The 23,497-nt window shown below is 71.8% G+C and carries 20 protein-coding genes; 13 read left to right on the top strand and 7 right to left on the bottom strand.

What is annotated here, in order from left to right; translation table 11 throughout:
- Positions 1-467: 467 nt before the first annotated feature.
- A complete protein-coding gene (locus BKA14_RS08605) occupies positions 468-3,872 on the bottom strand; it encodes a proline dehydrogenase family protein (RefSeq protein ID WP_184950376.1) in 3,405 nt (1,134 codons plus the stop codon).
- Between the two features lie 92 nt (positions 3,873-3,964).
- On the opposite strand from BKA14_RS08605, the gene BKA14_RS08610 reads away from it, so the two are divergent.
- The 5 genes from BKA14_RS08610 to BKA14_RS08630 are packed head-to-tail and all read left to right on the top strand — an operon-like array spanning position 3,965 to position 9,034.
- The gene (locus BKA14_RS08610; RefSeq protein WP_184950377.1) at positions 3,965-4,873 is read left to right on the top strand and encodes a LysR family transcriptional regulator; all 909 of its coding nucleotides are present in this window, start codon (positions 3,965-3,967) and stop codon (positions 4,871-4,873) included.
- Between the two features lie 58 nt (positions 4,874-4,931).
- Positions 4,932-6,551 carry a methyl-accepting chemotaxis protein gene (locus tag BKA14_RS08615; RefSeq protein ID WP_184950378.1) on the top strand — a complete coding sequence of 540 codons (1,620 nt, stop codon included), beginning with the start codon at positions 4,932-4,934 and terminating at the stop codon, positions 6,549-6,551.
- Positions 6,552-6,606: 55 nt separating this feature from the next.
- Positions 6,607-7,545: an aliphatic sulfonate ABC transporter substrate-binding protein gene (locus BKA14_RS08620; protein ID WP_184950379.1), complete on the top strand. Its 939-nt coding sequence runs from the start codon at positions 6,607-6,609 to the stop codon at positions 7,543-7,545.
- A complete protein-coding gene (locus BKA14_RS08625) occupies positions 7,542-8,357 on the top strand; it encodes an ABC transporter permease (RefSeq protein ID WP_184950380.1) in 816 nt (271 codons plus the stop codon). Before BKA14_RS08620 ends, BKA14_RS08625 begins: the two co-directional genes overlap by 4 nt.
- Positions 8,330-9,034: an ABC transporter ATP-binding protein gene (locus tag BKA14_RS08630; protein ID WP_184950381.1), complete on the top strand. Its 705-nt coding sequence runs from the start codon at positions 8,330-8,332 to the stop codon at positions 9,032-9,034. Before BKA14_RS08625 ends, BKA14_RS08630 begins: the two co-directional genes overlap by 28 nt.
- A 117-nt stretch (positions 9,035-9,151) precedes the next feature.
- Here the strand turns inward: BKA14_RS08630 and BKA14_RS08635 are convergent, their stop codons facing one another.
- A complete protein-coding gene (locus BKA14_RS08635) occupies positions 9,152-10,027 on the bottom strand; it encodes an SDR family oxidoreductase (protein WP_184950382.1) in 876 nt (291 codons plus the stop codon).
- Positions 10,027-10,755, bottom strand: a complete 729-nt coding sequence (locus tag BKA14_RS08640) for an SDR family oxidoreductase (protein WP_184950383.1) — start codon at positions 10,753-10,755, stop codon at positions 10,027-10,029. The genes BKA14_RS08635 and BKA14_RS08640 overlap by 1 nt, the downstream gene beginning before the upstream one ends.
- A 102-nt stretch (positions 10,756-10,857) precedes the next feature.
- Here BKA14_RS08640 and BKA14_RS08645 point away from each other — a divergent pair, with 102 nt between their 5' ends.
- The gene (locus BKA14_RS08645; RefSeq protein ID WP_184950384.1) at positions 10,858-11,598 is read left to right on the top strand and encodes a TetR/AcrR family transcriptional regulator; all 741 of its coding nucleotides are present in this window, start codon (positions 10,858-10,860) and stop codon (positions 11,596-11,598) included.
- A gap of 66 nt (positions 11,599-11,664) precedes the next feature.
- Here the strand turns inward: BKA14_RS08645 and BKA14_RS08650 are convergent, their stop codons facing one another.
- Positions 11,665-13,038, bottom strand: coding sequence for an FAD-binding oxidoreductase (locus tag BKA14_RS08650; protein WP_184950385.1), 1,374 nt, complete (start codon positions 13,036-13,038; stop codon positions 11,665-11,667).
- A gap of 239 nt (positions 13,039-13,277) precedes the next feature.
- On the opposite strand from BKA14_RS08650, the gene BKA14_RS08655 reads away from it, so the two are divergent.
- From BKA14_RS08655 to BKA14_RS08665, 3 genes are all read left to right on the top strand, one after another.
- Positions 13,278-13,631 (top strand): YciI family protein, encoded by a 354-nt coding sequence (locus tag BKA14_RS08655; protein WP_184950386.1) that lies wholly within the window; start codon positions 13,278-13,280, stop codon positions 13,629-13,631.
- Complete coding sequence (locus tag BKA14_RS08660; RefSeq protein ID WP_184950387.1) at positions 13,628-14,782, top strand: RNA polymerase sigma factor; 1,155 nt, start codon at positions 13,628-13,630, stop codon at positions 14,780-14,782. Before BKA14_RS08655 ends, BKA14_RS08660 begins: the two co-directional genes overlap by 4 nt.
- A gap of 188 nt (positions 14,783-14,970) precedes the next feature.
- Positions 14,971-16,842 carry a pectate lyase-like domain-containing protein gene (locus BKA14_RS08665; RefSeq protein ID WP_184950388.1) on the top strand — a complete coding sequence of 624 codons (1,872 nt, stop codon included), beginning with the start codon at positions 14,971-14,973 and terminating at the stop codon, positions 16,840-16,842.
- A 165-nt stretch (positions 16,843-17,007) separates the two neighbouring features.
- On the opposite strand, the gene BKA14_RS08670 is transcribed toward BKA14_RS08665, so the two are convergent.
- Positions 17,008-17,754 (bottom strand): serine hydrolase, encoded by a 747-nt coding sequence (locus BKA14_RS08670; protein WP_184950389.1) that lies wholly within the window; start codon positions 17,752-17,754, stop codon positions 17,008-17,010.
- 51 nt (positions 17,755-17,805) lie between these two features.
- Between BKA14_RS08670 and BKA14_RS08675 the strand changes: the two genes are divergently transcribed.
- Both BKA14_RS08675 and BKA14_RS08680 read left to right on the top strand, forming a co-directional pair.
- Positions 17,806-18,336 (top strand): RNA polymerase sigma factor, encoded by a 531-nt coding sequence (locus tag BKA14_RS08675; protein WP_184950390.1) that lies wholly within the window; start codon positions 17,806-17,808, stop codon positions 18,334-18,336.
- Positions 18,333-19,091 (top strand): hypothetical protein, encoded by a 759-nt coding sequence (locus BKA14_RS08680; RefSeq protein ID WP_184950391.1) that lies wholly within the window; start codon positions 18,333-18,335, stop codon positions 19,089-19,091. Before BKA14_RS08675 ends, BKA14_RS08680 begins: the two co-directional genes overlap by 4 nt.
- A gap of 15 nt (positions 19,092-19,106) precedes the next feature.
- On the opposite strand, the gene rho is transcribed toward BKA14_RS08680, so the two are convergent.
- Positions 19,107-20,258, bottom strand: coding sequence for a transcription termination factor Rho (rho, locus tag BKA14_RS08685; RefSeq protein ID WP_438861873.1), 1,152 nt, complete (start codon positions 20,256-20,258; stop codon positions 19,107-19,109).
- Positions 20,259-20,459: 201 nt separating this feature from the next.
- Between rho and BKA14_RS08690 the strand changes: the two genes are divergently transcribed.
- Both BKA14_RS08690 and BKA14_RS08695 read left to right on the top strand, forming a co-directional pair.
- Entirely contained in the window at positions 20,460-21,317 is an 858-nt protein-coding gene (locus tag BKA14_RS08690) for a hypothetical protein (RefSeq protein WP_184956644.1), read from the top strand.
- Positions 21,314-22,756 carry a hypothetical protein gene (locus tag BKA14_RS08695; protein ID WP_184950393.1) on the top strand — a complete coding sequence of 481 codons (1,443 nt, stop codon included), beginning with the start codon at positions 21,314-21,316 and terminating at the stop codon, positions 22,754-22,756. The genes BKA14_RS08690 and BKA14_RS08695 overlap by 4 nt, the downstream gene beginning before the upstream one ends.
- Before the next feature lie 49 nt (positions 22,757-22,805).
- Here the strand turns inward: BKA14_RS08695 and BKA14_RS08700 are convergent, their stop codons facing one another.
- Entirely contained in the window at positions 22,806-23,486 is a 681-nt protein-coding gene (locus BKA14_RS08700) for a DUF4190 domain-containing protein (RefSeq protein ID WP_184950394.1), read from the bottom strand.
- Between the last annotated feature and the right edge of the window lie 11 nt (positions 23,487-23,497).

Raw genomic sequence — 23,497 nt, forward strand, 5'->3', positions numbered from 1 at the left:
AGCGGTTTGGCCGGGGTGAGCAGTAGGCGGCGTCCGATGGTCGTGTTCGCGTAGCGGTTTGGCCGGGGTGAGCAGTAAGCGGCGTCCGATGGTCGTGTTCGCGTAGCGGTTTGGCCGGGGTGAGCAGTAAGCGGCGCCCGATGGTCATGTTCGCGCAGCAGTTTGGCCGAGGTGCGCAGTGAGCGGCGGTCGGCAGCCGGCGGTCGGCGGTCACATTCGAGCAGCGGCCCGGCTGAGGTGAGCAGTGAGGCGGTCGTGTCTGCGCGGCGGTTCGGCTGAAGTGAGCAGCAAACGACGGCCGGTGGTCGTGTTCGTGCGGCGGCCCGGCTGAGGTGAGCGGTGAGCGACGGTGGGCGGTGGGCTTCGTCGCGGGCGGCGGGGCGGATGAAACGAGCAACGACAGGCGGGCGTGTCTTGCAGTGAACGGCCGCGCGGTGAAGGGAACCGCGCGGCCGTTGAGGGTTGAGTTACAGGGCTGTGTGGGCGAGCTTGTCGGGGTTGCCGAAGCGGTGCGCGGTGATGCTCACGGCCTGTTCGTGGAGGAACGGCAGGAGTTCGACGCGCCCGGCCTCGGTGACGGGACCTGACCAGACGGCCAGGTCGGGGCGGCCTTCGGTGGCGCGGGCCAGGGCCTCGGCGGAGCCGCCGATCAGGCGGACCCGGTTCACCGTGCGCAGGCCCGCCGCGAAGGTGGCGTCGTCCTCCACGCGGATGCCGAACGGGATGGCCGCGGCCAGTTCGGCCGGGAGCGGGGACGCCACGGAGACCTGGACGGGAGCGCCGGCGCGCAGGCCGGCGGCGACCACGCGGGCCAGGGACTCCACGGGGGCGTCCGCGGACAACCGGACGGTGACCGGGACCGGCAGGTAGCGCAGCACGTTGCGTTCGGCCCACAGGCCGGAGACGTCGGACTGGGCGAAGTGCCCGGACCAGGCGGCGGCGTCACTGGCGACGGCGCGCGTGAGCAGGTCAGCAGCCGTTGAGGGCGCCGCGGCCAGCAGGGCGCGCATGTCGTCGGGCACCTCGCCCGTGGTGGCCGGAGCCGACTGCCAACCGGTCAGGCCGATCAGGTAGTTGGGGCCGCCGGCCTTCGTGCCGGGGCCGACCGCCGACTTCTTCCAGCCGCCGAACGGCTGGCGGCGGACGATCGCGCCGGTGATGCCGCGGTTGACGTACAGGTTGCCGGCCTGCACGCGCGACAGCCACGTGTTGAGCTCGGCCGGGTCGAGCGAGTGCAGACCGGAGGTCAGACCGAAGTCGACGTCGTTGACCAGGTCGATGGCCTCGTCGAGGGTCGCCGCGGTCATGATGCCGAGCACGGGGCCGAAGTACTCGGTGCGGTGGAAGGCCGAGCCGCGGGTCACGCCGTCGCGGATGCCGGGGGTCCACAGGCGGCCGCTGTCGTCGAGCGACTTCGGCTGGAGCAGCCATTTCTCGCCGGGGCCGAGCTTCGTCAGGCCGTCGTGCAGTTTTCCGGCGGCGGGTTCGATGACCGGGCCGACCTGGCTGCGCGCGTCCGACGGCCAGCCCACGGTGAGCGACGACGCCGCGTCGAGCAGCTGGTGGCGGAACCGCTCGGACCGGGCCACCGATCCGACCAGAACGACCAGCGAGGCGGCCGAGCACTTCTGACCGGCGTGGCCGAACGCGGAGTTCACCACGTCCTTGACGGCCAGGTCCAGGTCGGCGCTCGGGGTGACGATGATGGCGTTCTTGCCGCTCGTCTCGGCCAGCAGCGGCAGGTCGGCGCGGAACGAGCGGAACAGCTGCGCGGTCTCGTACGCCCCGGTCAGGATCACCCGGTCGACGAGCGCGTGGGCGATCAGTTTGCTGCCCAGTTCGTTCTCCTCGACCTGCACGAGCGTGAGCAGGTCGGCGTCCGGCAGTTCGGGCTTGATGATCTCGGCCAGCAGGGCGCCGCAGCGTTCGGCCGGCCCGGCCGGTTTGAGCGCGACGGCCGAGCCGGCGGCCAGCGCGGACAGCACCGAACCGGCGGGGATGGCCACGGGGAAGTTCCACGGCGGCGTGACCAGGGTCAGCTTCTCCGGGATGGCCACCGCGCCGTCGATGTCGTCCAGTTGCGCGGCCAGTTCCGCGTAGTAGTGCGCGAAGTCGACAGCTTCGGACACTTCGGGGTCGGCCTGGTCGGCCGTTTTGCCCGTCTCGGACGCCATGACTTCGATCAGGTCGGCGCGCCGGGCCTCCAGGGCCGCGCCCACACGGTGCAGGATCTCACCGCGGGCGGCCCCGCTGAGGGCTCCCCACGCGTCGGCCGCGGCCACCGCGGATCCCAGCCGGTCGTCGAGCCGGCGTTCGTCGACGACCCGCGCGGCCGCGATCGTGGCCACGCCCAGCTGCGAGGTCGGCACCCGCCCGAGCACCTCGCGGACGAGAGAACGGTTCTCCGCGACGGACGGGTCGGTGTCGGGCGTATTGGCGAAATGCCCGGAAACGGCAGGCGGTACCGCCGCGTGCCGGTCCGCCACCCGATGCGGCGACGGCACCGCAGCATCAAGACCCGCCAGCGAAGCCAGGAAGCGGTCACGCTCGCGCGTGAACAACGCAGTATTGCTGTCCAGCTCGAACACCGCGGACATGAAGTTGTCGCTCGACGCGCCCTCCTCGAGGCGACGGATCAAGTACGCGATGGCCACGTCGAACTGCTCCGGCCGTACGACCGGGGTGTAGAGCAACAGCCCGCCGACCTCGCGCCGCACCACCTCGGCCTGCCCTTCGGCCATGCCGAGCAGCATCTCGAACTCGATGCCCTCACGCACCCCGCGACGACCGGCGAGCAGCCACGCGTACGCGACGTCGAACAGGTTGTGCCCGGCCACGCCCAGCCGCACGTTGCCGATCCGCGCGGGATCGAGCGCGTAGTCGAGCACCCGCTTGTAGTTGGTGTCCGTCTCCTGCTTGGAGCCCCACGTGGCCAGCGGCCAGCCGTGCACCGTCGCCTCGACCTGCTCCATCGGCAGGTTGGCCCCCTTGACCAGGCGCACCTTGACGCCCGCGCCGCCGGTCTGCCGGCGCACCGCGGCCCACTCCTGCAGGCGGATCATGGCCGCGAGCGCGTCCGGCAGATAGGCCTGCAGCACGATGCCGGCCTCGAGGTTGTGCATCTCGGGCTTGTCGAGCAGCCGGGTGAAGACCGCGATCGTCAGGTCGAGGTCCTTGTACTCCTCCATGTCGAGGTTGACGAATTTGCGCGTACGGGCGGTGGCGGCCAGCGTGAACAGCGGCGTCAGCTGCTCGACGATCTCGGTCACGGCCTCGTCGAACGCCCACGGGTTGTGCGGCGCGACGGTCGACGACACCTTGATCGACACGTAGTCGACGTCGTCGCGGCCGAGCAGACGCTCGGTTTCGCGCAACCTGCGGGTCGCCTCGCCCCGGCCCAGCACCGCCTCGCCGAGCAGGTTGACGTTCAGCCGCACGTCGCGGCGCTTGATCTTCGCGATCGCACGGCCCAGCTTGGCGTCGGTCGCGTCCACGATCAGGTGGCCGACCATGCGCCGCAGCACCCGGCGGGCGATCGGCACGACGACGCCCGGCAGCACCGGCGCCAGCACCCCACCGGCGCGGACGGCGGCGCGCAGGGGAGCGGGCAGGAACCGCGGCACGTCCGGCGCGAGGGCGGCCAGGGCGCGGGCACTGACCCGTACGTCCTCCGGCCGCACCACGCCGTCGACGAAGCCGACCGCGAAGGCCAGCCCCTTCGGGTCGCGCAGCACACCGGCCAGTTGCGCGGCGGACCCGGTGGTCTTGATCGCCGAGGCCTCGCGGAGCCACCGGCGGACCAGGGCGATGGCCTCGTCGGCGAGCTCGTCGCGTTCGACGTTCAGGGGCCGGGACTGCACGACGTCAGACATGCCGAAAGTGTCCTTCCGCTATCCGTTCAGGAAAAGCAACGGTTTCCGACGAGTACTCTTCAGTTCTGCTTAACGATGCCGAGGGGGGTCGAATGCTGGAGATCCGGCGGCTCGTGCTGCTGCGGGAGCTGGCCGTCCGGGGCACGATCGCGGCCGTGGCGGAGGCGCTCAACTTCTCCCCGTCGGCCGTGTCGCAGCAGCTCAGCCTGCTCGAGAAGGAGGCCGGCCAGCCGCTGCTGCGCAAGTCGGGGCGCGGCGTGCAGCTCACCCCGCAGGCCGAGGTGCTGGTGGCGTCGGTGGGCGAGATCCTCGACAGCCTGGAGCGCGCGGAGGCCGGGCTGCAGGCCGCCGTGACCCGGGTCAGCGGCCGGGTCCGGGTGGCCGTGTTCCAGTCCGCCGCGCTCGCCCTGATGCCGGCGACGCTCCTCGCCATGGCGTCCCGCTTTCCCGACGTACGGGTCGAAATGGTGCAGCGCGAGCCGGAAGAGGCGCTGCGCGAAACCTGGGCCCGCGACTTCGACATGGTGATCGCTGAGCAGTACCCGGCTCACGCCGCCCCACACCACCCCGGCCTCGATCGCCGCCCGCTGACCACCGACGCCATCCGGCTCGCCCTGCCGTCGCCCGGGGCCGCGCTGCACCCGGTGGCCTCCCTCGGCGAGGCCCGGCACATGCCCTGGGTGATGGAGCCGCGCGGCACGGCGTCGCGCCACTTCGCCGAGCAGCTGTGCCGGCTCACCGGTTTCGAGCCCGACGTACGCTACGAGACCGCCGACCTGCAAGCCCACATCCGCCTCGTCGAATCCGGCAACGCGGTCGCTCTGATCCCGGACCTGCTCTGGCTGGGCCGCGACACCTCGTGCCGCCTGCTCGACCTGCCCGGCCGGCCGCACCGCACCATCTTCACGGCCCAGCGCGTGGCCGGTGCGGCCTCCCCGGCGGCCCGGGCCCTGCGCGAAACCCTCGAGCAGGTGGCGGCCGGCCTCACCGCCGGGGACTAAGGATGTCTGAGCGATTGCCGAAGGGGCAGTGCCCGGTACGCATCATGAGGGGACACCAATGCTCGCGGCGCTGCGCAGGATCAAGATCGGTGCACGGCTCGTCCTGAGCATGTCGCTGCTGCTCGCCCTCATCGTCACCATGATCACCGTAGGGCTGTCGGCGATGGCCGAGCAGCGCCGGGCGACCGCCTCGGTGCAGGATCACCGCGAGGCCACGCGCCTGGCCATGCAGGTCAAGTTCCGGTCGGCCGACTTCAACGGCTGGCAGACGGCGTACGCCTTCGACGTCGCCCGCGGCCTGGCCGGCGCGACGGCGGACACCGCGGACAGCCGGGCCGCGTTCCTCGCCTCGGCTGACGCGTTCCGCCGGGAGCTCGCCGCCCTGCGCGCGGCTCGGCTGACCGACGCCGAGCGGGCCGCCGCCGACCGTGCCGCGGACCTGTTCGAGCAGTTCATGACGCTCGACAAGACCATCATCGCCGGATACCGGAACGGCCGCCCGGCCTCGGTGGCCCGCGGTCACGAGCTGGTGGCCGTGGACGAGATCAAGATCTTCAACGCGGTCGCGGCCGCCGTCGACCAGCTCGTGGACTCCGTCGACCGCAACTCGGAGCTGGCCGTGGCCGCCGCTGCGAAGGCGTCCGAGCGGTCCTCCGCAGTGATGATCGCGGCCGGGGCCGTGGTCGTCCTGCTGGGTGCGATGCTGGCGTTCCTGCTGGTCCGCTCGATCACCCGGCCGCTGCGGGACCTCAACGACCGGCTGGCCGAGATCGCCGACGGGGACGGCGACCTGACTCAGCGCGTGCACGACGACGGCCGCGACGAACTCGGTCAGGCCGCCCGCAGCTTCAACCGGTTCGCGGAGCGCATGCAACAGCTCGTGGCCAAGGTCGCGGCCGAGGCGGGCCGGGTCGCCCGCGCCGCCGACGAGCTCGGCACGGTCAGCGCTCAGCTGGCCGGTGGCGCCGCGCAGACCAGCAGCCAGGCCGGCGTGGTCAGCACCGGCGCCGAGGAGGTGTCGGCCATCGTCTCGACCATGGCGGCGTCGGCGGAGGAGATGACCGCGTCGATCGCCGAGATCTCGCGCAGCGCCGCCATGGCCACGGAGATCGCCGAGGGCGGCGTCCGCGTGGCCGAGGAGGCCAATGAGACGATCACCCGGCTCGGCGACTCGTCGGCCGAGATCCACGACGTGGTCAACCTGATCACGTCGATCGCGCAGCAGACCAACATGCTGGCCCTCAACGCGACCATCGAGGCCGCCCGGGCGGGGGAGAGCGGCAAAGGCTTCGCGGTGGTCGCCGGCGAGGTGAAGGCCCTGGCCGAGCAGACGGCGGCCGCGACCGAGCAGATCGGCCGGCGGGTCACCGCCATCCAGCAGGGCAGTGCGGCCGCGGTGCAGGCGATCGGCCGCATCGGCACGGTCGTGGCCGACATCAACGCCACTCAGCTGACCATCGCCTCGGCCATCGAGGAGCAGTCGGCCACCACGGCCGAGATGAGCCGCAACGTGGGTGAGACCGCCACCGGCGCCGGCGACATCGCGGCCGGCATCCAGGGCGTGGCCCGGAACGCGCAGGAGACCACCGCCGGTGCCGGCCGCACGAAGCAGACCGCAGCCGATCTGGGTCGCGCGTCGGACGACCTGCAGACCTTGGTGGCGTCGTTCACGTACTGATCAACCTCGATCCCACTCTTCCGGCATCTCCTATGGGTTATGTAGAGTACAGCCCATGCGTCGATGGCTTGCAGTGGTGGCGACCGTGGTTGTGGCTGTGGCCCTGGGTGGCTGCGGGGGTGACGAGGAGGCCGGGTCCGGCGACGGCGGCCTGCGCGTCGGTTATCAGCGGTTCGGCGGGCTCAGCCTGATCAAGGCGCGCGGCGACGCGCCCGGGGTGACCTGGTCGCTGTTCGAGAGCGGGCCCGCGCTGACCGAGGCGCTCAAGGCGGGCGCGATCGACATCGGGCAGACCGGCGAGGCACCCCCGATCTTCGCGGCCGCCGCCGGGACCGACTTCGTCATCGCCGGGGTCGGCGCGCCGTCGCCCCGGAGCGAGGCCGTGCTGGTCAAGGAGTCCAAGGGCTTCAAGACCTTCGCGGATCTCAAGGGCAAGACGGTCGCGCTCAACAAGGGCTCGAACGTGCACTGGCTGCTCGTGAAGTTGCTCGAGGCGAACAAGATGACGCTGTCCGACATCAACGTCAAGTACCTCAAGCCGGCCGAGGGCCGGCCCGCGTTCGACAACGACCAGGTCGACGCGTGGATCATTTGGGATCCGTACTTCGCGCTGGCCGAACAGCCGGGCGTCAAAGTCCTGGCCGACGCCACCGGGCTCGCCAACAACCGCGAATACCTGCTCGTCAGCAAGACGGCGGCCGACGCGAAGACCGACCGGATCAGGAGCTTCCTGCAGACGTACGGGAAAACGACCGCGTGGGGGATCGAGCACCCCGACGAGCGGGCCGCCGTGCTCGCGCCCGAGTTGAAGATCGACGAGCCGACCACGAAACGGGCGCTGGCCCGCGCGGCGCAGCCGGTCGACACGCTGAACGGCGAGATCGGCACGGAGATCCAGACCATCGCCGACGGGTTCGCCGACCTCGAGCTCATCCCCGGCCGGGTCGACGTGAAGTCGCTGGTCGACGAGCGGTTCGCCGAGGCCGCGCCGTGACGCTGGTGGCCGCGCCGGCCACCACCGAGCAGGCGGCGCCGGTGCGCCGGCGACGCCAGCTCCGGTGGCAGCGCACGCTGAGCCCGGTGATCATCCTGGTCGCGTGGGAGGCCGCCTCGCGTACGGGAGTCATCGACGAGGACAAACTGCCCGCGCCGACCACCGTGTTCGCCACCGGCTGGCGGCTCGCCGCGGACGGCACGCTCGGCGACCACCTGCTCGACTCGCTCACCCGCGCGGTGATCGGCCTGCTCATCGGGGGCAGCCTGGCGCTCGTGCTCGGCTCGGTGGCCGGGCTGTTGCGGGCCGGGGACGACGCCATCGACCCGCCCGTGCAGATGGCCCGCATGCTGCCCCACCTGGCGCTGGTCCCGCTGCTGATCATCTGGGTCGGCATCGGCGAGTCCATGAAGATCACGCTGGTCGCCCTGGGCGCGTTCTTCCCGCTCTACTTCAACGTCTACGCGGGCATCCGCGACATCGACGAGCGCCTGGTCGAAGCGGCCCGTACGTGCGGGCTCGGCACCTGGCAGCGGATCCGGCACGTGGTGCTGCCGGGCGCGATGCCGTCGCTCTTCCTCGGCCTGCGCCTGGCGATCGGCGCGGCCTGGCTCAGCCTGGTCGTGGGCGAGCAGACCAACACGCAGAACGGCATCGGCTTCCTGATGATGGAGGCCCGCGAGTTCAGCCAGACCGACGTCGTGGTGCTCGGCCTCTTCGTCTACGCCGGTCTGGGCCTGCTCTCCGACCTGCTGCTGCGCATCGCGGAAAGGAGGGTGCTGTCGTGGCGACGGGGACTGCAGGCGTCGTGACCGCCCGCGGCGTGCGCCGCAGCTTCGGCCCGGCCACCGTGCTGGACGGGGTCGATCTCGACATCGCCCCCGGCGAGGTGGTCGCCCTGCTCGGCGGCAGCGGCTCGGGCAAGAGCACGCTGCTGCGTGTCCTGGCCGGGCTCGACCCCGCGGCGCCGGGCTCGTACACCGTCAGCGAGAAGCACGCCGTCGTCTTCCAGGAGCACCGGCTGCTGCCCTGGAAGCGGGTCCTCGACAACGTGGCCCTCGGCGTGACCGACCGCTCCCGCTGCACCGACGCCCTGGCCGAGGTGGGCCTGGCCGACCGGGCCCGGGCCTGGCCGATCGAGCTGTCCGGCGGCCAGGCGCAACGGGTGGCGTTCGCCCGGGCCCTGGCCCGCGAGCCGGCGCTGCTGTTGCTGGACGAGCCGTTCGGCGCCCTCGACGCGCTGACCCGGCTGCGCATGCAGGAACTGTTCGGCCGGCTGCGGGCCCGGCACGGCTTCGCGGCCCTGCTGGTCACCCACGACGTCGAGGAAGCCCTGCTCCTGGCCGACCGGGCCCTCGTGCTCGACCGCGGCGTCATCGCGGCCGACCTGCCGGTCACGCTGCCGCACCCGCGCACGCCGGACGCCGCCGGTTTCGGCGCCCTGCGACGTCAGCTGCTCGACCTTCTCGGGGTCCCGCTGCCCACCTGATCGATGGCGGTGTGCACCGCGGCCACCAGCCTCCGGTCACAGGGCGGCGGGTCGGGCAGGCCGATGCGGTTCACAGGGCGGCGTTGGCGGGCGGCGGGTCGGGCAGGCCGATGCGGTTCACAGGGCGGCGTTGGCGGGCAGCAGGTCGGGCAGGCCGATGCGGTGGAAGAACTCCTGGCGGATGCGGTCGGCCACCGCCGAGACGACCTCGCTGCCGTCGCGGCTCGGGTCGACGTGGGTGCGGAACGGGCGGGTGCCGGCGGGCCGGTCGAGCACGCGCAGGATCTCGTCGGCCACGGTCTGCGCCTCGCTGCCGGGCGGGATCAGGGCGGCCAGCCGATCGCTCAGGCCCGCCCGCAGTTCGCCGTAGAGTTCCCCGTACGCCTGCTCGCGCTCGTGGTCGCGCGGTGTGCCGGCGTGCGCGAAGTGGTTGGTGCCCGAGGTGAAGGCGCCCGGCACCACGATCGTGGTGTCGATCCCGAAGCGGATCAGTTCGCTTGCGTAGCTCTCGGCCAGCGCGTCCATGGCCGCCTTGGCCGCGAAGTAGGGCGCCAGGAACGGCGGGTGCCCGCCGCGCGTCGAGGAGCTGCCCACCCAGATCAGAAAACCTTTCCCAGCCGTACGCATCGAGGGCAGCGCGGCCCGGTTGACCCGCTGAGCGCCGAGCACGTTGACGTCGTACAGGGCCGCGTACTCGTCCGGAGTGAACGCCTCGGCCGGGCCGAGCGCCATGTGCCCGGCGTTGTGCACGATCGCGTCGATCCGGCCGTGCCGGTCGAGCACCGCGGCCACGGCGGCGTCGACCGACTCCTGGGACTGCACGTCGAGCTCCACCGCCCGGCCGCCGAGCGCGGCGGCGGCCGGGGCGTTGCGGCCGGCGACGTCCCGCATGCCCGCCGCCACCAGGTAACCGGCGCGGGTGAGGGACTCCGCGGTGAGCCGGCCGAAGCCGCTCGACGCGCCGGTGACGAGGACGACCTCCCCGGCGGCCATCAGATGATCCCGCCGTTGCTGCGGATGGTCTGCCCGTTGATCCAGTGGCCCTGCGGGCCGGTCAGGAACGCGACCATCTCGGCGGCGTCCTCGGGGGTGCCGAGCCGCTCCAGGGGCGGCTGCTTGGCCATCCGGTCGATCGTCTCCTGGTCCTTGCCGTCCAGGAAGAAGCTGGTCGCGGTGGGGCCGGGGGCCACCGTGTTGACCGTGATCTGCCGGCCGCGCAACTCGCGGGCCAGGATCAGGCTCGTCGCCTCGACGGCCGCCTTGCTCGCGGCGTACCCGGCGTACGAGGGGAGCTGCAGACCGACGACCGAGGTCGAGATCGTGACGATCGCACCGCCGTCGCGCACCCGGCGGGCCGCCTCGCGGGTCACGACGAAGGTGCCGCGGATGTTGGTGCGGTGCATCCGGTCGAGGTCGTCGAGGTCGATGTCGGCGACGGGGGAGAGGACCATGATGCCGGCCGAGTTGACCACCGTGTCGACCCCGCCGTAGGTCTGCTCGGCCAGGTCGAACAGGGCCGCCACCTGCTTCTCGTCGGCCACGTCGGCCTGGGCCGCGACGGCCTGCCCGCCCGCGCCGACGATCTCGCGGACGACCTCGGCGGCCAGATCGGCGTTGCCCGCGTATCCGACCACTACCGCGTCGCCGCGCGCGCCCAGCTTGACGGCGGTGGCCCGGCCGATGCCGCGCGAGCCGCCGGTGACGATTGCTACCCGTGCCATGTCTGTGCTCCCTAGCGTCGATATCGCTGCGCCGTAGCGCTGATATGACCACCGTAGCACGTTCTCGTAACGGCGCTAGCCGGGTGGCGTATCATTGATTTCATGACGACGATCACTCCGGACGTGCGGGCCGCACTGATCGCCGCCGCCGAGCAGCAGCTGGTGGCCTCGCCCGACGGCGACATCGCCACCCGGGCCGTCTGCGAGGCCGTCGGCGTCACCCAGCCCGTGCTCTACCGGCTCTTCGGCGACAAGAACGGGCTGCTCGACGCGCTGGCCGACGACGGCCTGCGCCGCTACGCGGAACACAAGGCGGCCCAGCCCAAGACCGGCGACCCGGTGGCCGACCTGGTCGCCGGGTGGGACGACCACATCGACTTCGGCCGCCGCAACCCGGCGCTCTACCAGCTGATGTTCGCCCCGCGGCCGCGCTCGCACGCCCGGGCCCGCCGCCAGATCATGGACTTGCTGGAGGCGTCCCTGCTGCGCTGCGCGGCCGTCGGGGCGCTACGCGTCAGCCCCAACGCGGCGGCCCAGCTGATCCTGCCGGCCAACGTCGGTCTGGTGCTGAGCTGCATCGCCCAGCCCGAACTCTTCGACGACCCGCAGCTGTCCGACCGGACCCGCGACGCCGTCTTCGCCGCCGTGCTGACCGCCCCCGCCGCCGAGACCGCGGAGAACCCGCTGGCCGCGGCCGCGCTCCGGTTACGCTCGCAGCTCGCCGTCTCCGGCACCGATGCCCTCGAGCCGGCCGAGGCGGCGCTGCTCGACCGCTGGCTCGAACGTCTCACCCAGGTCAGGCTGGCGGCGCCACCTGCGGCAGCGGCCACTGCTGACGGGTGAACCGGCCGGGCTGCCCCCTCGCCGCCCGGCCGGTGAGGCCGCGACCCCGCCAGGCCGCGACCCCGACTAGGACTGGCGGACCGGGACCTGGCCCACCCGCAGGACGTTCGCGGGGTCGAAGCGGCCGGCGATCTCCACCAGGCGGGCCAGGGTGGCCGGGTCGTACGAGCGGGCGATCCGCTCCGCGCCGGTGCCCGAACTCAGGTTGGGCAGGGCGCCGCCGGTCAGCCACGGGTCCAGGGCCGCGCGGACGGCGGCCGCGTGCGGGACGATGGCCTCAGCGATCGGGGGCACGGGCACGCCGATCAGGATCAGGCTGAACGCGGCGTCGCGGTGACACAGCGCCGACTCGTGCTCTCCCGGCTCGGCCAGGGCGCCGCCCAGCTGCCGCAGCTCCACCATCACCTGCGGCGAGCGGGCGTCGGGGCCCGCCGTGGCCAGCAACGCGTCCGCGGCCTCGGCGGGGAACGACGCGAGCAGGTCGGTCTCCTCGATCACCGGCATGGGCTCGGTCGGGTCGGCGTGGACCATGCCGATGGCCGCGTACGGGATGGTCTGCACCAGGTCGATGATCGGGGTCGCCGCCGCCCGCATCGGCGCCAGCACCGCCGCGCCCGACTCGGCGGACTCGGTCCAGGCGAAACGTACCGCGACGGTGAACCGGCCGGCCAGCGGCTCGGGCACGCCCGGCATGGGCGGAAGCTGCAGGAACGCGAGCGAAGTGGTGGCGGCCAGGGGCAGCGAGGACGACCACTCGCGCCAGCGGTGCAGGACCGCCGCGGCGTCGGCGCCGGCGAAGTACAGGGCGCCGGCGTACAGGGAAGGCAACGGGACGAGGTCGAACTCGAGCGCCGTGACGATGCCGAGCGCACCCTTGCCGCCGCGGACACCCCAGAACAGGTCGGGCTCATCATTCGCGGTCACGCGGCGCAGCACGCCGTCGCCGGTGACGATCTCCACCGCCCGTACGCGGTCGGAGGCCCACCCGAACGTCCGCGCGACCGGGCCCAGCCCGCCGCCCGTGGTGTAGCCGACGACGCCCACGCCCGGCGCGGAACCGCACAGCGGCGCCAGCCCGTACGGTGCGGCCGCGTCGACGACCTGCTGCCAGCGGACACCGGCGCCGACACGGGCCCAGCCGTCCGGGTGCACGACACATTCGTCCAGCTTGCCGGTGTGCACCAGGACGGCCTCGTCCAGCGTGCCGGCCAGGCCGTGCCCCGTCGCCTGCACACCGGCCGCACGCCCGGTGGCCGCGGCGAACCGGACGGCCTCGGCGACGTCCTGCGCGTCACGGGCCTCGACGACCGCGGCCGGCTTGGCGGTGATCGCCACGTTGAAGCCTGTCGCGAGCTCGGCGTAGAGCGGGTCGCCGGGCAGCGCCAAGGCCCCGGTGAGCTTGCGGCGCAGCGTGTCGAAGGACTCGACGGCGGTGGTCATGGTGTTCCCTTTCGGTCATCCGTGCGTCAACACCGATGACTCTGCCGAGCTCCACTTGCCATCCGCTTAAGAATGACTTTGAGGAATTCCTGCGAGCGACCCTGACCTGCGGGGACGACCCTGACGACCGCCGCAGTGTCACGTTGAAAGAAACGCGGAAAATCATCTGGGCGGTGATGTCGATTTCGCCGGACGGCGCGCGACGACCGGGCGACAGTCGTTCACGAGAGGATGTGGCCATGAAGTATGCACTGCTCATGTACAGCGTCGAGAAGAGCTGGGCCGAGGCCGACGAGGCGACCCGGGAGCAGGTCTACGCCGCGCACGGGCGTTTCTCCGAGTTGCTCCGCGCGCGCGACGCCGGGCGCGGCGGTGAGGAACTGGCGCTGACCAGCAGCGCGACGACCGTACGGGTGAAGGACGGCGAGCACGTGGTGACCGACGGGCCGTACGCGGAGACGGCCGAGCAGCTCGGCGGTTTCTACCTGGTCGAGGCGCGTGACCTGGACGAGGCGCTCGAGTTCGCACGGGAGCTGGCCGGGGTCGAGGACATCATCGAGGTGCGCCCGGTCGTCGAGCACCCGTCGGCATGAGCGCGGTCGGGGCCGCCTTCCGCGAGCATCGGGGGCCGTTGCTGGCCACGCTGGTCGCGGAGCTGCGCAGCTTCGACCTGGCCGAGGAGGCGTTGCAGGACGCCTTCGCCGCCGCCACCGTCCAGTGGCCCGGCGAGGGTGTCCCGCGGCGCCCGGCGGCTTGGCTGCTCGCGGTGGCCCGGCGGCGGGCCGTCGACCGGCGCCGCCGCGAGGAGACCCTGACCCGCTGTCTGCCGCTGTTGATCACGGAGGAGGCGCGTGCGGGAAACCCGGCCGACGACTCGCTCGCTCTGCTCTTCGCCTGCTGCCACCCCGCGCTGGGCCCCGAGTCCCGCATCGCCCTCACGTTGCGGTTCGTCGCCGGCCTGACCGTGCCGGAAACAGCCCGCTTGTTCCTCGTCCCGGACGCCACCATGGCGGCCCGCATCACCCGGGCCAAGCAGAAGATCCGCACGGCCGGGATCCCGCTGCGCCTGCCCGCCCCGGCCGACCTGCCCGAACGTGTCCCGGGTGTGCACGCCGTGCTCTACCTGCTGTTCACCGAGGGCTACCGCTCCTACCGCGACGAGGTGGCCGGCGAGGCGGTCCGGCTGACCCGGTTGCTGCACGAGCTGCTGCCGTCCGGCTCCGAGACGGCGTCCCTGCTCGCGCTCATGCTGCTGCACCATTCGCGGCGGCGGGCGCGCAGGCGTGACGGGCGCCTCGTGCTGCTGGCCGACCAGGACCGTACGCAATGGAACGCCCGGGACATCGCCGAGGCGCTCACGTTGCTCACGTCGGACGCTCCGGACCGGCCGTATCGCCTGCAAGCGCTCATCGCCGCGCAGCATGCGCTGGCCGAACACGCGCACGAGACCGACTGGCCTGCCATCGCCCAGCTCTATGCGCGCCTCGAAGCGATCACCGGTTCCCCCGTCGTTCGGCTCAATCGCGCTGTGGCCGTGCTGGAGGCCGACGGCCCGGCCGCCGCGCTCGCCCTGCTCGACGGGCTCGAGCAGCACTTGCCGCGCAACCACCACCTGCCGGCCGCCCGCGGTGAGTGCCTGTTGCGGCTGGGCGATCGGGAGGGGGCCCGGCGCGAGTTCGCGAGGGGGGCCGAACTGGCGCCGACGGACACGGAACGTGACTTTCTGATCAAGAGGGCCGGCTGACCCGGTACCGGTTTCGGGGCAGCAACTTCCACGCGAAAGGGCAACGTCGGTTCCGGAACCGCGGCGCTATGTCCGAAGCCTGTGCGATTGCCGCACCAGCCGGGCAGCCCGGCTCTTGACATGCGCATGGGTCTATTGCTTCCTGTGATCCAGTTTGTTGCTTCCCCATTACGGAAGGACCTTCGCGCATGACGAAAACTGCCGGTCGCCGGCACCTGCGACGGATTCTCGCCGTCGGGCTCACCGCGGTCACCGTGAGTGCGCTCACCGGCGCCCCCGCCGCCGCAGCCCCCGCCGCGGCCGCCGCAGCCGCACCGAATTTCGGCACCAATGTCACCATCTTCGACCCGAGCATGCCCGTCGCCGAGATTCAGGCGAAGCTCGACGCGGCGCACGCGCAGCAGGTCGACGCGGAGATGGGCACCAACCGCTACGCCTTCCTGTTCAAGCCGGGCACCTATGGCACCGACGCCCAGCCGCTGCAGATCAAGGTGGGCTACTACACCGAGGTCTCCGGCCTCGGCGCGTCCCCGAACGACGTGGTGATCAACGGCAAGGTGGAGGTCTACAACCGCTGCCTGACCGAGAACGGCACCGCGAACTGCCTCGCGCTGGTCAACTTCTGGCGCACGCTGTCGAACCTGTCCATCAAGGTCAACGGAACGGGTCAGGACGGGTGCCGCGCCGGCGCCAACTTCTGGGCCGTCTCGCAGGCCGTGTCGCTGCGCCGGCTCAACGTCGACGGCGGCTTCACGCTGATGGACTACTGCACCGCCGGCCCGCAGTACGCCAGTGGTGGTTTCATCGCCGACTCGCAGTTCGGCAATGTCACCAACGGTTCGCAGCAGCAGTGGCTCACCCGTAACAGCAAGGTCGGCAACTGGTCGAACGCGGTGTGGAACCAGGTCTTCGCCGGTGTCGAGGGCGCGCCCTCCGACGCCACGTTCCCGGACCCGCCGTACACGACCTTGGAGAAGACCCCGCTCAGCCGGGAGAAGCCGTTCCTGTTCGTCGACGCCAAGGGCAAGTACAACGTCCGCGTGCCGAGCGCGCACCGCAACACCAGCGGTGTGAGCTGGGACGAGGACCTGACCAGCGGCCGGACGATCCCGCTGAGCGACTTCTTCGTCGCGAAGCCGTCCGACCCCGAGTGGCTGATCAACGCGCAGCTCCTGCTCGGCAAGAACCTGCTGTTCACGCCGGGTGTCTACAACATCGATCAGACCATCCACGTGCTGCGGCCCAACCAGGTCGTGCTCGGTATCGGCCACGCCACGCTGACCGCGGTCAACGGGGTCACGCCGATCAAGGTGGCCGACGTCCCCGGTGTGATCATCGCGGGGGTCACGATCGACGCCGGTACGAAGGAGTCGAAGAACCTGCTGCAGGTCGGCAACAAGAACGGGCTGAAGATCAGCTCCCCTTCGAACCCGACCACGCTGTCGGACGTCTACTTCCGGGTGGGCGGCCCGCACATCGGCAAGGTGGACACGGCACTGGAGATCAACAGCGACAACGTGCTGATCGACCACACCTGGGTGTGGCGCGGTGACCACGGTGTCGAGGGCTTCACCGAGGGCGTGAACGGTGACACCCAGCGGTGGCGCACCAACACCGGTCGCTACGGCGCCGTGATCAACGGCGACAACGTGACCGCGACGGGCCTGTTCGTCGAGCACTTCCAGAAGTACAACACCGTCTGGAACGGCGAGAAGGGCACGACGGTGCTCTACCAGAACGAACTGCCGTACGACCCGCCGACGCAGGCTGACTGGATGAACGGCAAGGTCAAGGGGTACGCGGGTTACAAGGTCGGAGACAAGGTCAAGAACCATTCCCTGTACGGGGCCGGTGTCTACGTCTTCAACCAGAACAACCCGTCGATCGTGACCGAGAACGGCTTCGAGGTCCCGAACCGCCCCGGCGTCAAACTGCACCACATCATGACCGTCAACCTCAGCGCCGGCGTGATCAACCACGTCGTCAACGGGGTGGGTGAGGCCGCCGACATGACCAAGGTGGGCTCCCCGGTCTTCGTCACCGACTACCCGGCTTCCTAGGGCACGTCGCACGGCAACGGGCCGGGGTCCTCGCGGATCCCGGCCCGTTCGCTTGTCGTACAGGGGAAGGATGCCTCCTGGCGGGGATAGGCACCCGTCCCGTTCGCCATTGTGCTCCTCCGCAGGCCGGGCGCCATTGTCCGAACAGCTACGGCTAGGACGGCTTTACGACAGCGCCGACCCGATCCGGCGCATCCCGCTCATCACCGCGGCCAGGTCGGGCGGGTCGAACTCCGCCAGCACCGCCCACGGTTGCTGCCCGGCGTACCCGACATCGGCGCGGATGCCGTCGTCGGTGCCGGTCTTGTTGCGCACCGAACTGGTGTGCGCGAGCGGGTCGGCGTCGAAGCCGGAGGCCACCATCGACAGGTCGGCGCTGGTCGCCATCCACGCGTCCATCCGCGCCGAGACCCCGGGGGTGAGCAGCGTGCCCCGGGCGAGGTGCCCCATCAGCCCGGCCAGCTCGCCGGCACACCCGGTGGAGAGCGTCGGCGGGTCGGCCGGGTCCCGCTTGTTCCGTACGCGGTCCAGCAGTCGCGTCTCGCGCAGGCCGAGCCGGTCGGCGAGCGCCGCGACCGCGTCCAGCCCGATCCGGGCGAGCAGCACGTTCGTCGCGTAGTTGTCGCTCACCGCCGCGATCAGCACCGCCAGGTCGGCCACCGGCAGCGCGCCGACCGTCAGGTGCTGCCACAATCCGGAGTCGGCGACGGCGACGGCCGGGTCCTTGGCCAGCGGTTCACCCGGATCCAGCTCGCCGCCGTCGATCAGCCGGGCGGTCTCGATCAGCAGGAGCAGCTTGCCGATGCTGGCCGTCCGCAGCCGCCGCGCGGGCTCGTGCTCGCCCAGCTGAGGAATCGAGATCGACCACCGTACGCCCGGGGTCGCCGTCACCACCTGATCGATCACGTTCATGCTCGTCACGCTAGGGCGTAACAGCGTCCGGGCGGCCGGACAGGTAGGAGTGTGAGCACACTGCAACCCGATCGGGAGGCGCGCTTCCGGGCGCTCTACGCCGACGCGTACGCCGACGTCCTGGCCTTCGCCCAGCGCCGCGGCGATCCGAGCCAGGCCGAGGACGTGACCGCCGAGACCTTTCTCGTGGTGTGGCGGCGCTTCGCCGACGTGCCGCGCCGCCCCGGCGACGCCCGCGCCTGGATCTTCGGGATCGCCCGGCACTGCCTGCTCAACGCGCGGCGCGGGCAGGGCCGCCAGGACGCGCTGGCGGTCCGGATCGCCGCCGCGCCGGCCGAGGTGGGCCGGGAGCCGTCCGCCGGCCTGGTCGACCTGGCCGCCGCGTGGCGCAGGCTGAGCCCCGCGGAGCAGGAGACCCTGGCGCTGACCGTCTTCGAGGATCTGACCTCGGCCCAGGCCGCCCGGGTGCTCGGGGTCAGCGCCGCGAGTTACCGGATCCGGCTGATGCGTGCCCGCCGGGCCCTGCGCGGCCACCTCGCCCCCAGCACCTTTCCCGCCGAGCTGATGGAGGCCCAGTCGTGAAGTCGCTGCGTGCCCTGGACGTCGCCACCCCGCCCACCGCCGAGCAGTACGAGCGGGCCGCCGCCGGCCTGGACCGGATCGTGGCCACCCCGCCCGACCCGCCGCGCCGGACGCCGTTGCGGACCTGGATGCTGGTTCCCGCGCTGACCGCCGCGGTCGCGGTGCTGCTCCTCGTCGTCCCCTGGGGCAGCAGCGGTCGTGCGTACGCCACCTGGACGCCCGTTCCCGTGCCGCTGAGCTCGGGCGAGGCGGCCCTGGTGGGCGCCGCGTGCAAGGACCAGATGCGCATCTACAAGAGTTTCGACCTCGACCGGGCCGAGCTCGTGCTGGCCGAACGCCGCGGTGAGTTCGTGGCGATGGTCTACCGCTACGACAATCCCGGTTCGGAGGCTTTCTGCCTGGCGCACAACCTGCCCGGCACCGACGACGTCGACGACGTGAAGACCGGCGCGTCCGGCAGTTCCGCGCCGTTCGCGAAGGCTCCCGCGGGCCGCTTCCTGGAGGGGGCCCTCGCGGTGCTTCCCGAGGGCGTCTCGATCACCGAGGGCGCGGCGGGCGAGGGGGTGGCCGGCCTGACCGTCCACACCGAGGGCTTGACCGTGCAGGCCACTGTGCACGACGGCCGCTGGGTCGCCTGGTGGCCCGCCAAGGCGCTGGTCAAGGACGGCGACGGCAAGTGGCGCGACGTGCCCCGCACCTACGACGTGCTGCTCGACGACGGCCGTACGGTCAAGAACGCGCAACCAGCCTCTTGACCAGAAACCCGAGTTTCAAGCGGCCAGGGAGTGGGCGACGCGGCGCAGGAAGTCGTGGTTGGAGGCCGTGCCACGGAGCTGGTCGAGCAGCTGGCGCATCGCGTCGGGGGTGCCCAGCACGCGCCGCACCTGGGTGACGATGGCGAGTTCGGCCGGGGAGAGCAGGGTCTCGTCGTGGCGGGTGCCGGTGGACGACAGGTCGATGGCCGGGAAGATGCGGCCCTCGGCCAGGCCCCGGTCCAGCTTGAGCTCGGCGTTGCCGGTGCTCTTGAACTCCTCGAAGATCAGGTTGTCCATGGCCGAGCCGTTCTCGACGAGTGCGGTCGCGATGATGGTGAGCGAGCCGCCGCCGTCGATGTTGCGGGCCGCGCCCAGGAACCGCTTGGGCGGGTAGAGCGCCGACGCGTCGAGACCGCCGGAGAGCGTACGGCCCCGGCCCGGCGCCATCAGGTTGTAGGCGCGCCCGAGCCGGGTGATCGAGTCGAGCAGCACGACGACGTCCTGACCCTGCTCGACGAGGCGTTTGGCCCGCTCGATGGCCAGCTCGGCCAGGGCCGCGTGCTCGTGCGGCGGGCGGTCGAACGTGGCCGCGACGACCTCGCCCCTGACCGTACGGGTGAAGTCGGTGACTTCTTCCGGCCGTTCGTCGACGAGCAGGACCATCAGGTGCACCTCGGGGTTGTTGTGCGCGATGGCGTTGGCGATCTGCTTGAGGATCGTGGTCTTGCCCGCCTTGGGCGGGGCCACGATCAGCGCCCGTTGCCCCTTGCCGATGGGCATGGCCAGGTCGATGACGCGGGTGGTGAGCAGCGCGGGGCCGGTTTCGAGGCGCAGCCGTTCCTGGGGGTAGAGCGCGGTGAGGTCGTAGAAGCCGGGGCGGCGCCCGATCGGCTGGTCGAGCCGCAGGGTGGCCGGCTTGCGGCCGTTGACCTTGGCCAGGCCGGTGACGCGGTCACCGCGGCGCAGGCCGAGCCGGCGGACCTCCTGCATGGCGACGGGGATGTCCTTGGGGCCGGGCAGGTAGCCGTCGAGGCGGAGCCAGGCCCGATCGTCGACGATGTCCAACAGGGCATCGACGGAGATTTCCGAAATTTCGGTCATGGTGGTGCTCCAGAGGGAGAGGTGACGCGGCATGGCATGCGCGTCGACAAGTGAAGACGTCGCCACGGTGAGGGCGGCGGAAGGTCGTACGGGGGTGGCCGGAGGGTGTCACGGCCGTGGCCGATCCGGGGGCGGAGCCGCATCCGGAAGGCAACTGGGGCCAAGATAGCACCCGCCCGGCGAAGATCACAGCACCGGCGCGCGACATGACACCTGGCGGACACCGCAGGTTTGCCGTCCGGTCGTCTGCCCGGTATGGAATTCGGCGTGCACCACGCCAACCACTACTACGGGCACTCGCACGTCCTGGCGCGCTACTGCGGCCTCGACGACGCCGAGCCGCCGCGCATCCACGGTTACCTGCAGCACGGCTGGAACATCGGCGACGGCATGGCCCCCGATCACGAGTACGTGCCGGGCATCGCCAAGTTCGTCTGGTCCGAGCGGGTGCGCCGCCGGGCCTGGTCGCTGGGCCGCCGCGAGGTGTACGTGGTGGGCGCCCCGTGGGCCTATCTGCTGGCGATGGAGCCACCCGCCGACGAGCCGCGCGAGGGGACGATCTTCTACCCGTTCCACGGCTGGGAGGGGCAGCACATCGTCGGCGACCACGACGGGCTGATCCGCGAGATCCGTGACACCGAGACGGGTCCGGTGACGGTGTGCCTGTACTGGCAGGAGTTCCGCGACAAGCGCGTGCGGATGCTCTACGAACGGGCCGGTTTCCGGGTCATCTCGCACGGCTACCGGGGCGGCTGGTGGAAGGACCTGGACCCCGGCTTCCTGTACCGTCAACTCGCTGAGCAGCGCAGACATTCCCGGGTGGCGTCCAACCGGCTGTGCAGCGCGATCATGTACGGCACGCTGGCCGGCTGCGAACCGGCCGTCTACGGCGACCCGATGCAGCTGGAGGGCGAGAAGTCCGCGTTCGGCGGGCAGGCCCGCATCGTCCGCGAGTGGGGCTCCCTCCACGGCACCTCGATCGATGCCGAGCACGCGCGCACGGTCGCGACGGCCGAACTCGGCGCCGACCGGCTGCTCCCACCGGCCGAGTTGCGCCGCCTGTTCCAATGGCCGCGGCCGCAGGAAACACCCGATTTCGAGCTGACCGGAGTGATCACCCGATGACGACCCTGATCGGCGGGGAGATGCTCGCCTGGTCCGACCTCGACGGCAGCCACGGCCCCGCGCCGTCCGGCGGTGACGCTTTGCCATCGCTCCTTGCCACCGCTTCCGGCCGTACGCTCGTGGCCGGCCCGCACTCCCCGCAGGTGCTCGCGGCGCTGCCGGCCGCCGACGTGACTGTCCTGATCCGCGGTGACGCCGACGTGGCCGCCTTCACCGGCCCGGCCGTGCTGTGCGGCAGCCTCGAGAAGCTGGCCGCCGAGCCCGCGTTCGACACGATCATCGCGCTGGACGGCCTGGACCGGCTGCACTCCGCCGAGGCGCCCCCGTTCACCTGGGACGAGACGTTCACCCAGCTGCTGGCCCTGCTCAAGCCGGACGGGCGGCTGTTGCTGGGCCACGAGAACCTGTTCGGTGTGCACCGCCTGACCGCGCTGCCGCCCACCCCGGCCGACGCCGACTGGGTCGTGCCCGACGACCACGACCCGGCCCGCCCCGCCGGCCACACCCGCCTGCTGTCCCGCCTCACCGAGGCCGGCCTGCACGTCTCCCGCGACTACGCGGCGTACCCGTCGCTCGCGTCGCCCGCAGTGCTGCTCAGTGCCGAGGCCCTGACCCAGCGTGCGGTGTCCGGCGTCCTGTCGGCCGCGCTGGCCTCGGCTTTCCGGACCACGGCCGACACCCTTTCCGACCCCGTACGGCTGAGCACCGCGGCGCTGCGCCACGACCTGGCCGCGGCGCTGGCCCCCGCGTGGTTCGTGATCGCCGAGCGCGGCACCCCGCAGCCGTCCGCGACAGCCCCCGACGCCGTGATCGCCTCGGCTCCGGTCGAGCTGTCCGCGCTGCCGCCGGGCCGCACCCTGAACGACCACCTGCTGGCCGCCGCTCAGCGCCGCGACCTCCCGGCTATGCGTGAGCTGCTCACGGCCTGGCAGTCCGGCCCGTCCGCGGAAGTCCCGGCCACCCATCTGGTGGTCACCCCGGCCTCATCCGCGCCGGCGGCTCTCACCCCGCTGGCCCCCGCGGGTGAGCCGTTGACGGCTCTGCGGGCGTTCGCCGCCGAGGCCATCGCGGCCGGCTACGCCCACCTGTGGCCGATCCCGGCCGACGAGGCCGAGCTGACCACCGTCCTGGCCGGGATGACCGGCCGCGAGCTCGACCCCACCGAGGTCCCGCCCGCTTCGCCCCCGGCCCCGCACACGATCGCCGGCCTGCTGGCCGACCGCGAGCGCCTGACCCGCGAGCTGGCCGAGGCGAAGGCCAAGCACTCCTGGTACGAGAAGATGCTGCTGCACCGGGAGGCCGAACTGAAGCGGGTCCGCCAGATGAACGCCCTGCTGTCCGCCACGGTGCCCGGTAAAGCCGCGGCCGGGCTCGTGGGTGGCCTGCGGGCGGGCAAGCGGGCCGTGCGGTCGGTCGTCCGCCGTACCCGGGGCACCTGACCCGGCTCGCCGCTTCGTCCACGTCGGCGCGGCCGGCACCGTGGCGGGCTCAGTCGCGGATGGACCCGGTGGACGTGCCGCTCAGGCGATGGGCGAAACAGAGGACACCGTGGTCGGTCGTGCTGCTGGTGACGTCCGAAAGGCGCGCGGTGAACAGGAAGTAGGGCGCGTCTTCCGGCCGCTTCTTCCCCGCGTACGCCTGGAACCGCTGCTCGCACCCGGCCTCGGCCCGTTCCTGGGTGTCGCCGGAAGCGGGCAGCTCGAAGGTCGCGAACACCTCGCTGCTGTGCGCCGACGTGCACGGCAGCACGTCGACCCGGGTGCCGCGCTGCTCCTCCAGGTCTTTCGCGCAGTCGCCGGGGCGCAGATCGGCCAGCCGGATGGACCGTTCACCGCGGATGGCGCCGGCGGCGTCGCGGTCGGGGCCATCCGCCGCGTCGCGGACCACGGCCACGACGACGGCCGTGGCGATGGCGGTGATCCAGAGTGCGCAAATGCTCAGGGCGATGATCGCGAAGAGCCGGCCGCGCTTGTCGCCGTTGCGCCGGCTCTGGGTCAGGCCGATGAAGCCGAAGACGATGCTGAGCAGACCCGTGCATCCGAACAACGACAGCGTGAGCGCCGCGATCGAGAAACCGTTCGTCTTGCCGTTCCAGGCCGGCTTCATCGGTGGTGGTGGCGGCGGGGCGATCGGGGGCTCGGGATACGGCGGGTAATTCTGCGGATTCACCGGCGAACCCT

Source organism: Paractinoplanes abujensis (assembly GCF_014204895.1).
Lineage (GTDB): Bacteria > Actinomycetota > Actinomycetes > Mycobacteriales > Micromonosporaceae > Actinoplanes > Actinoplanes abujensis.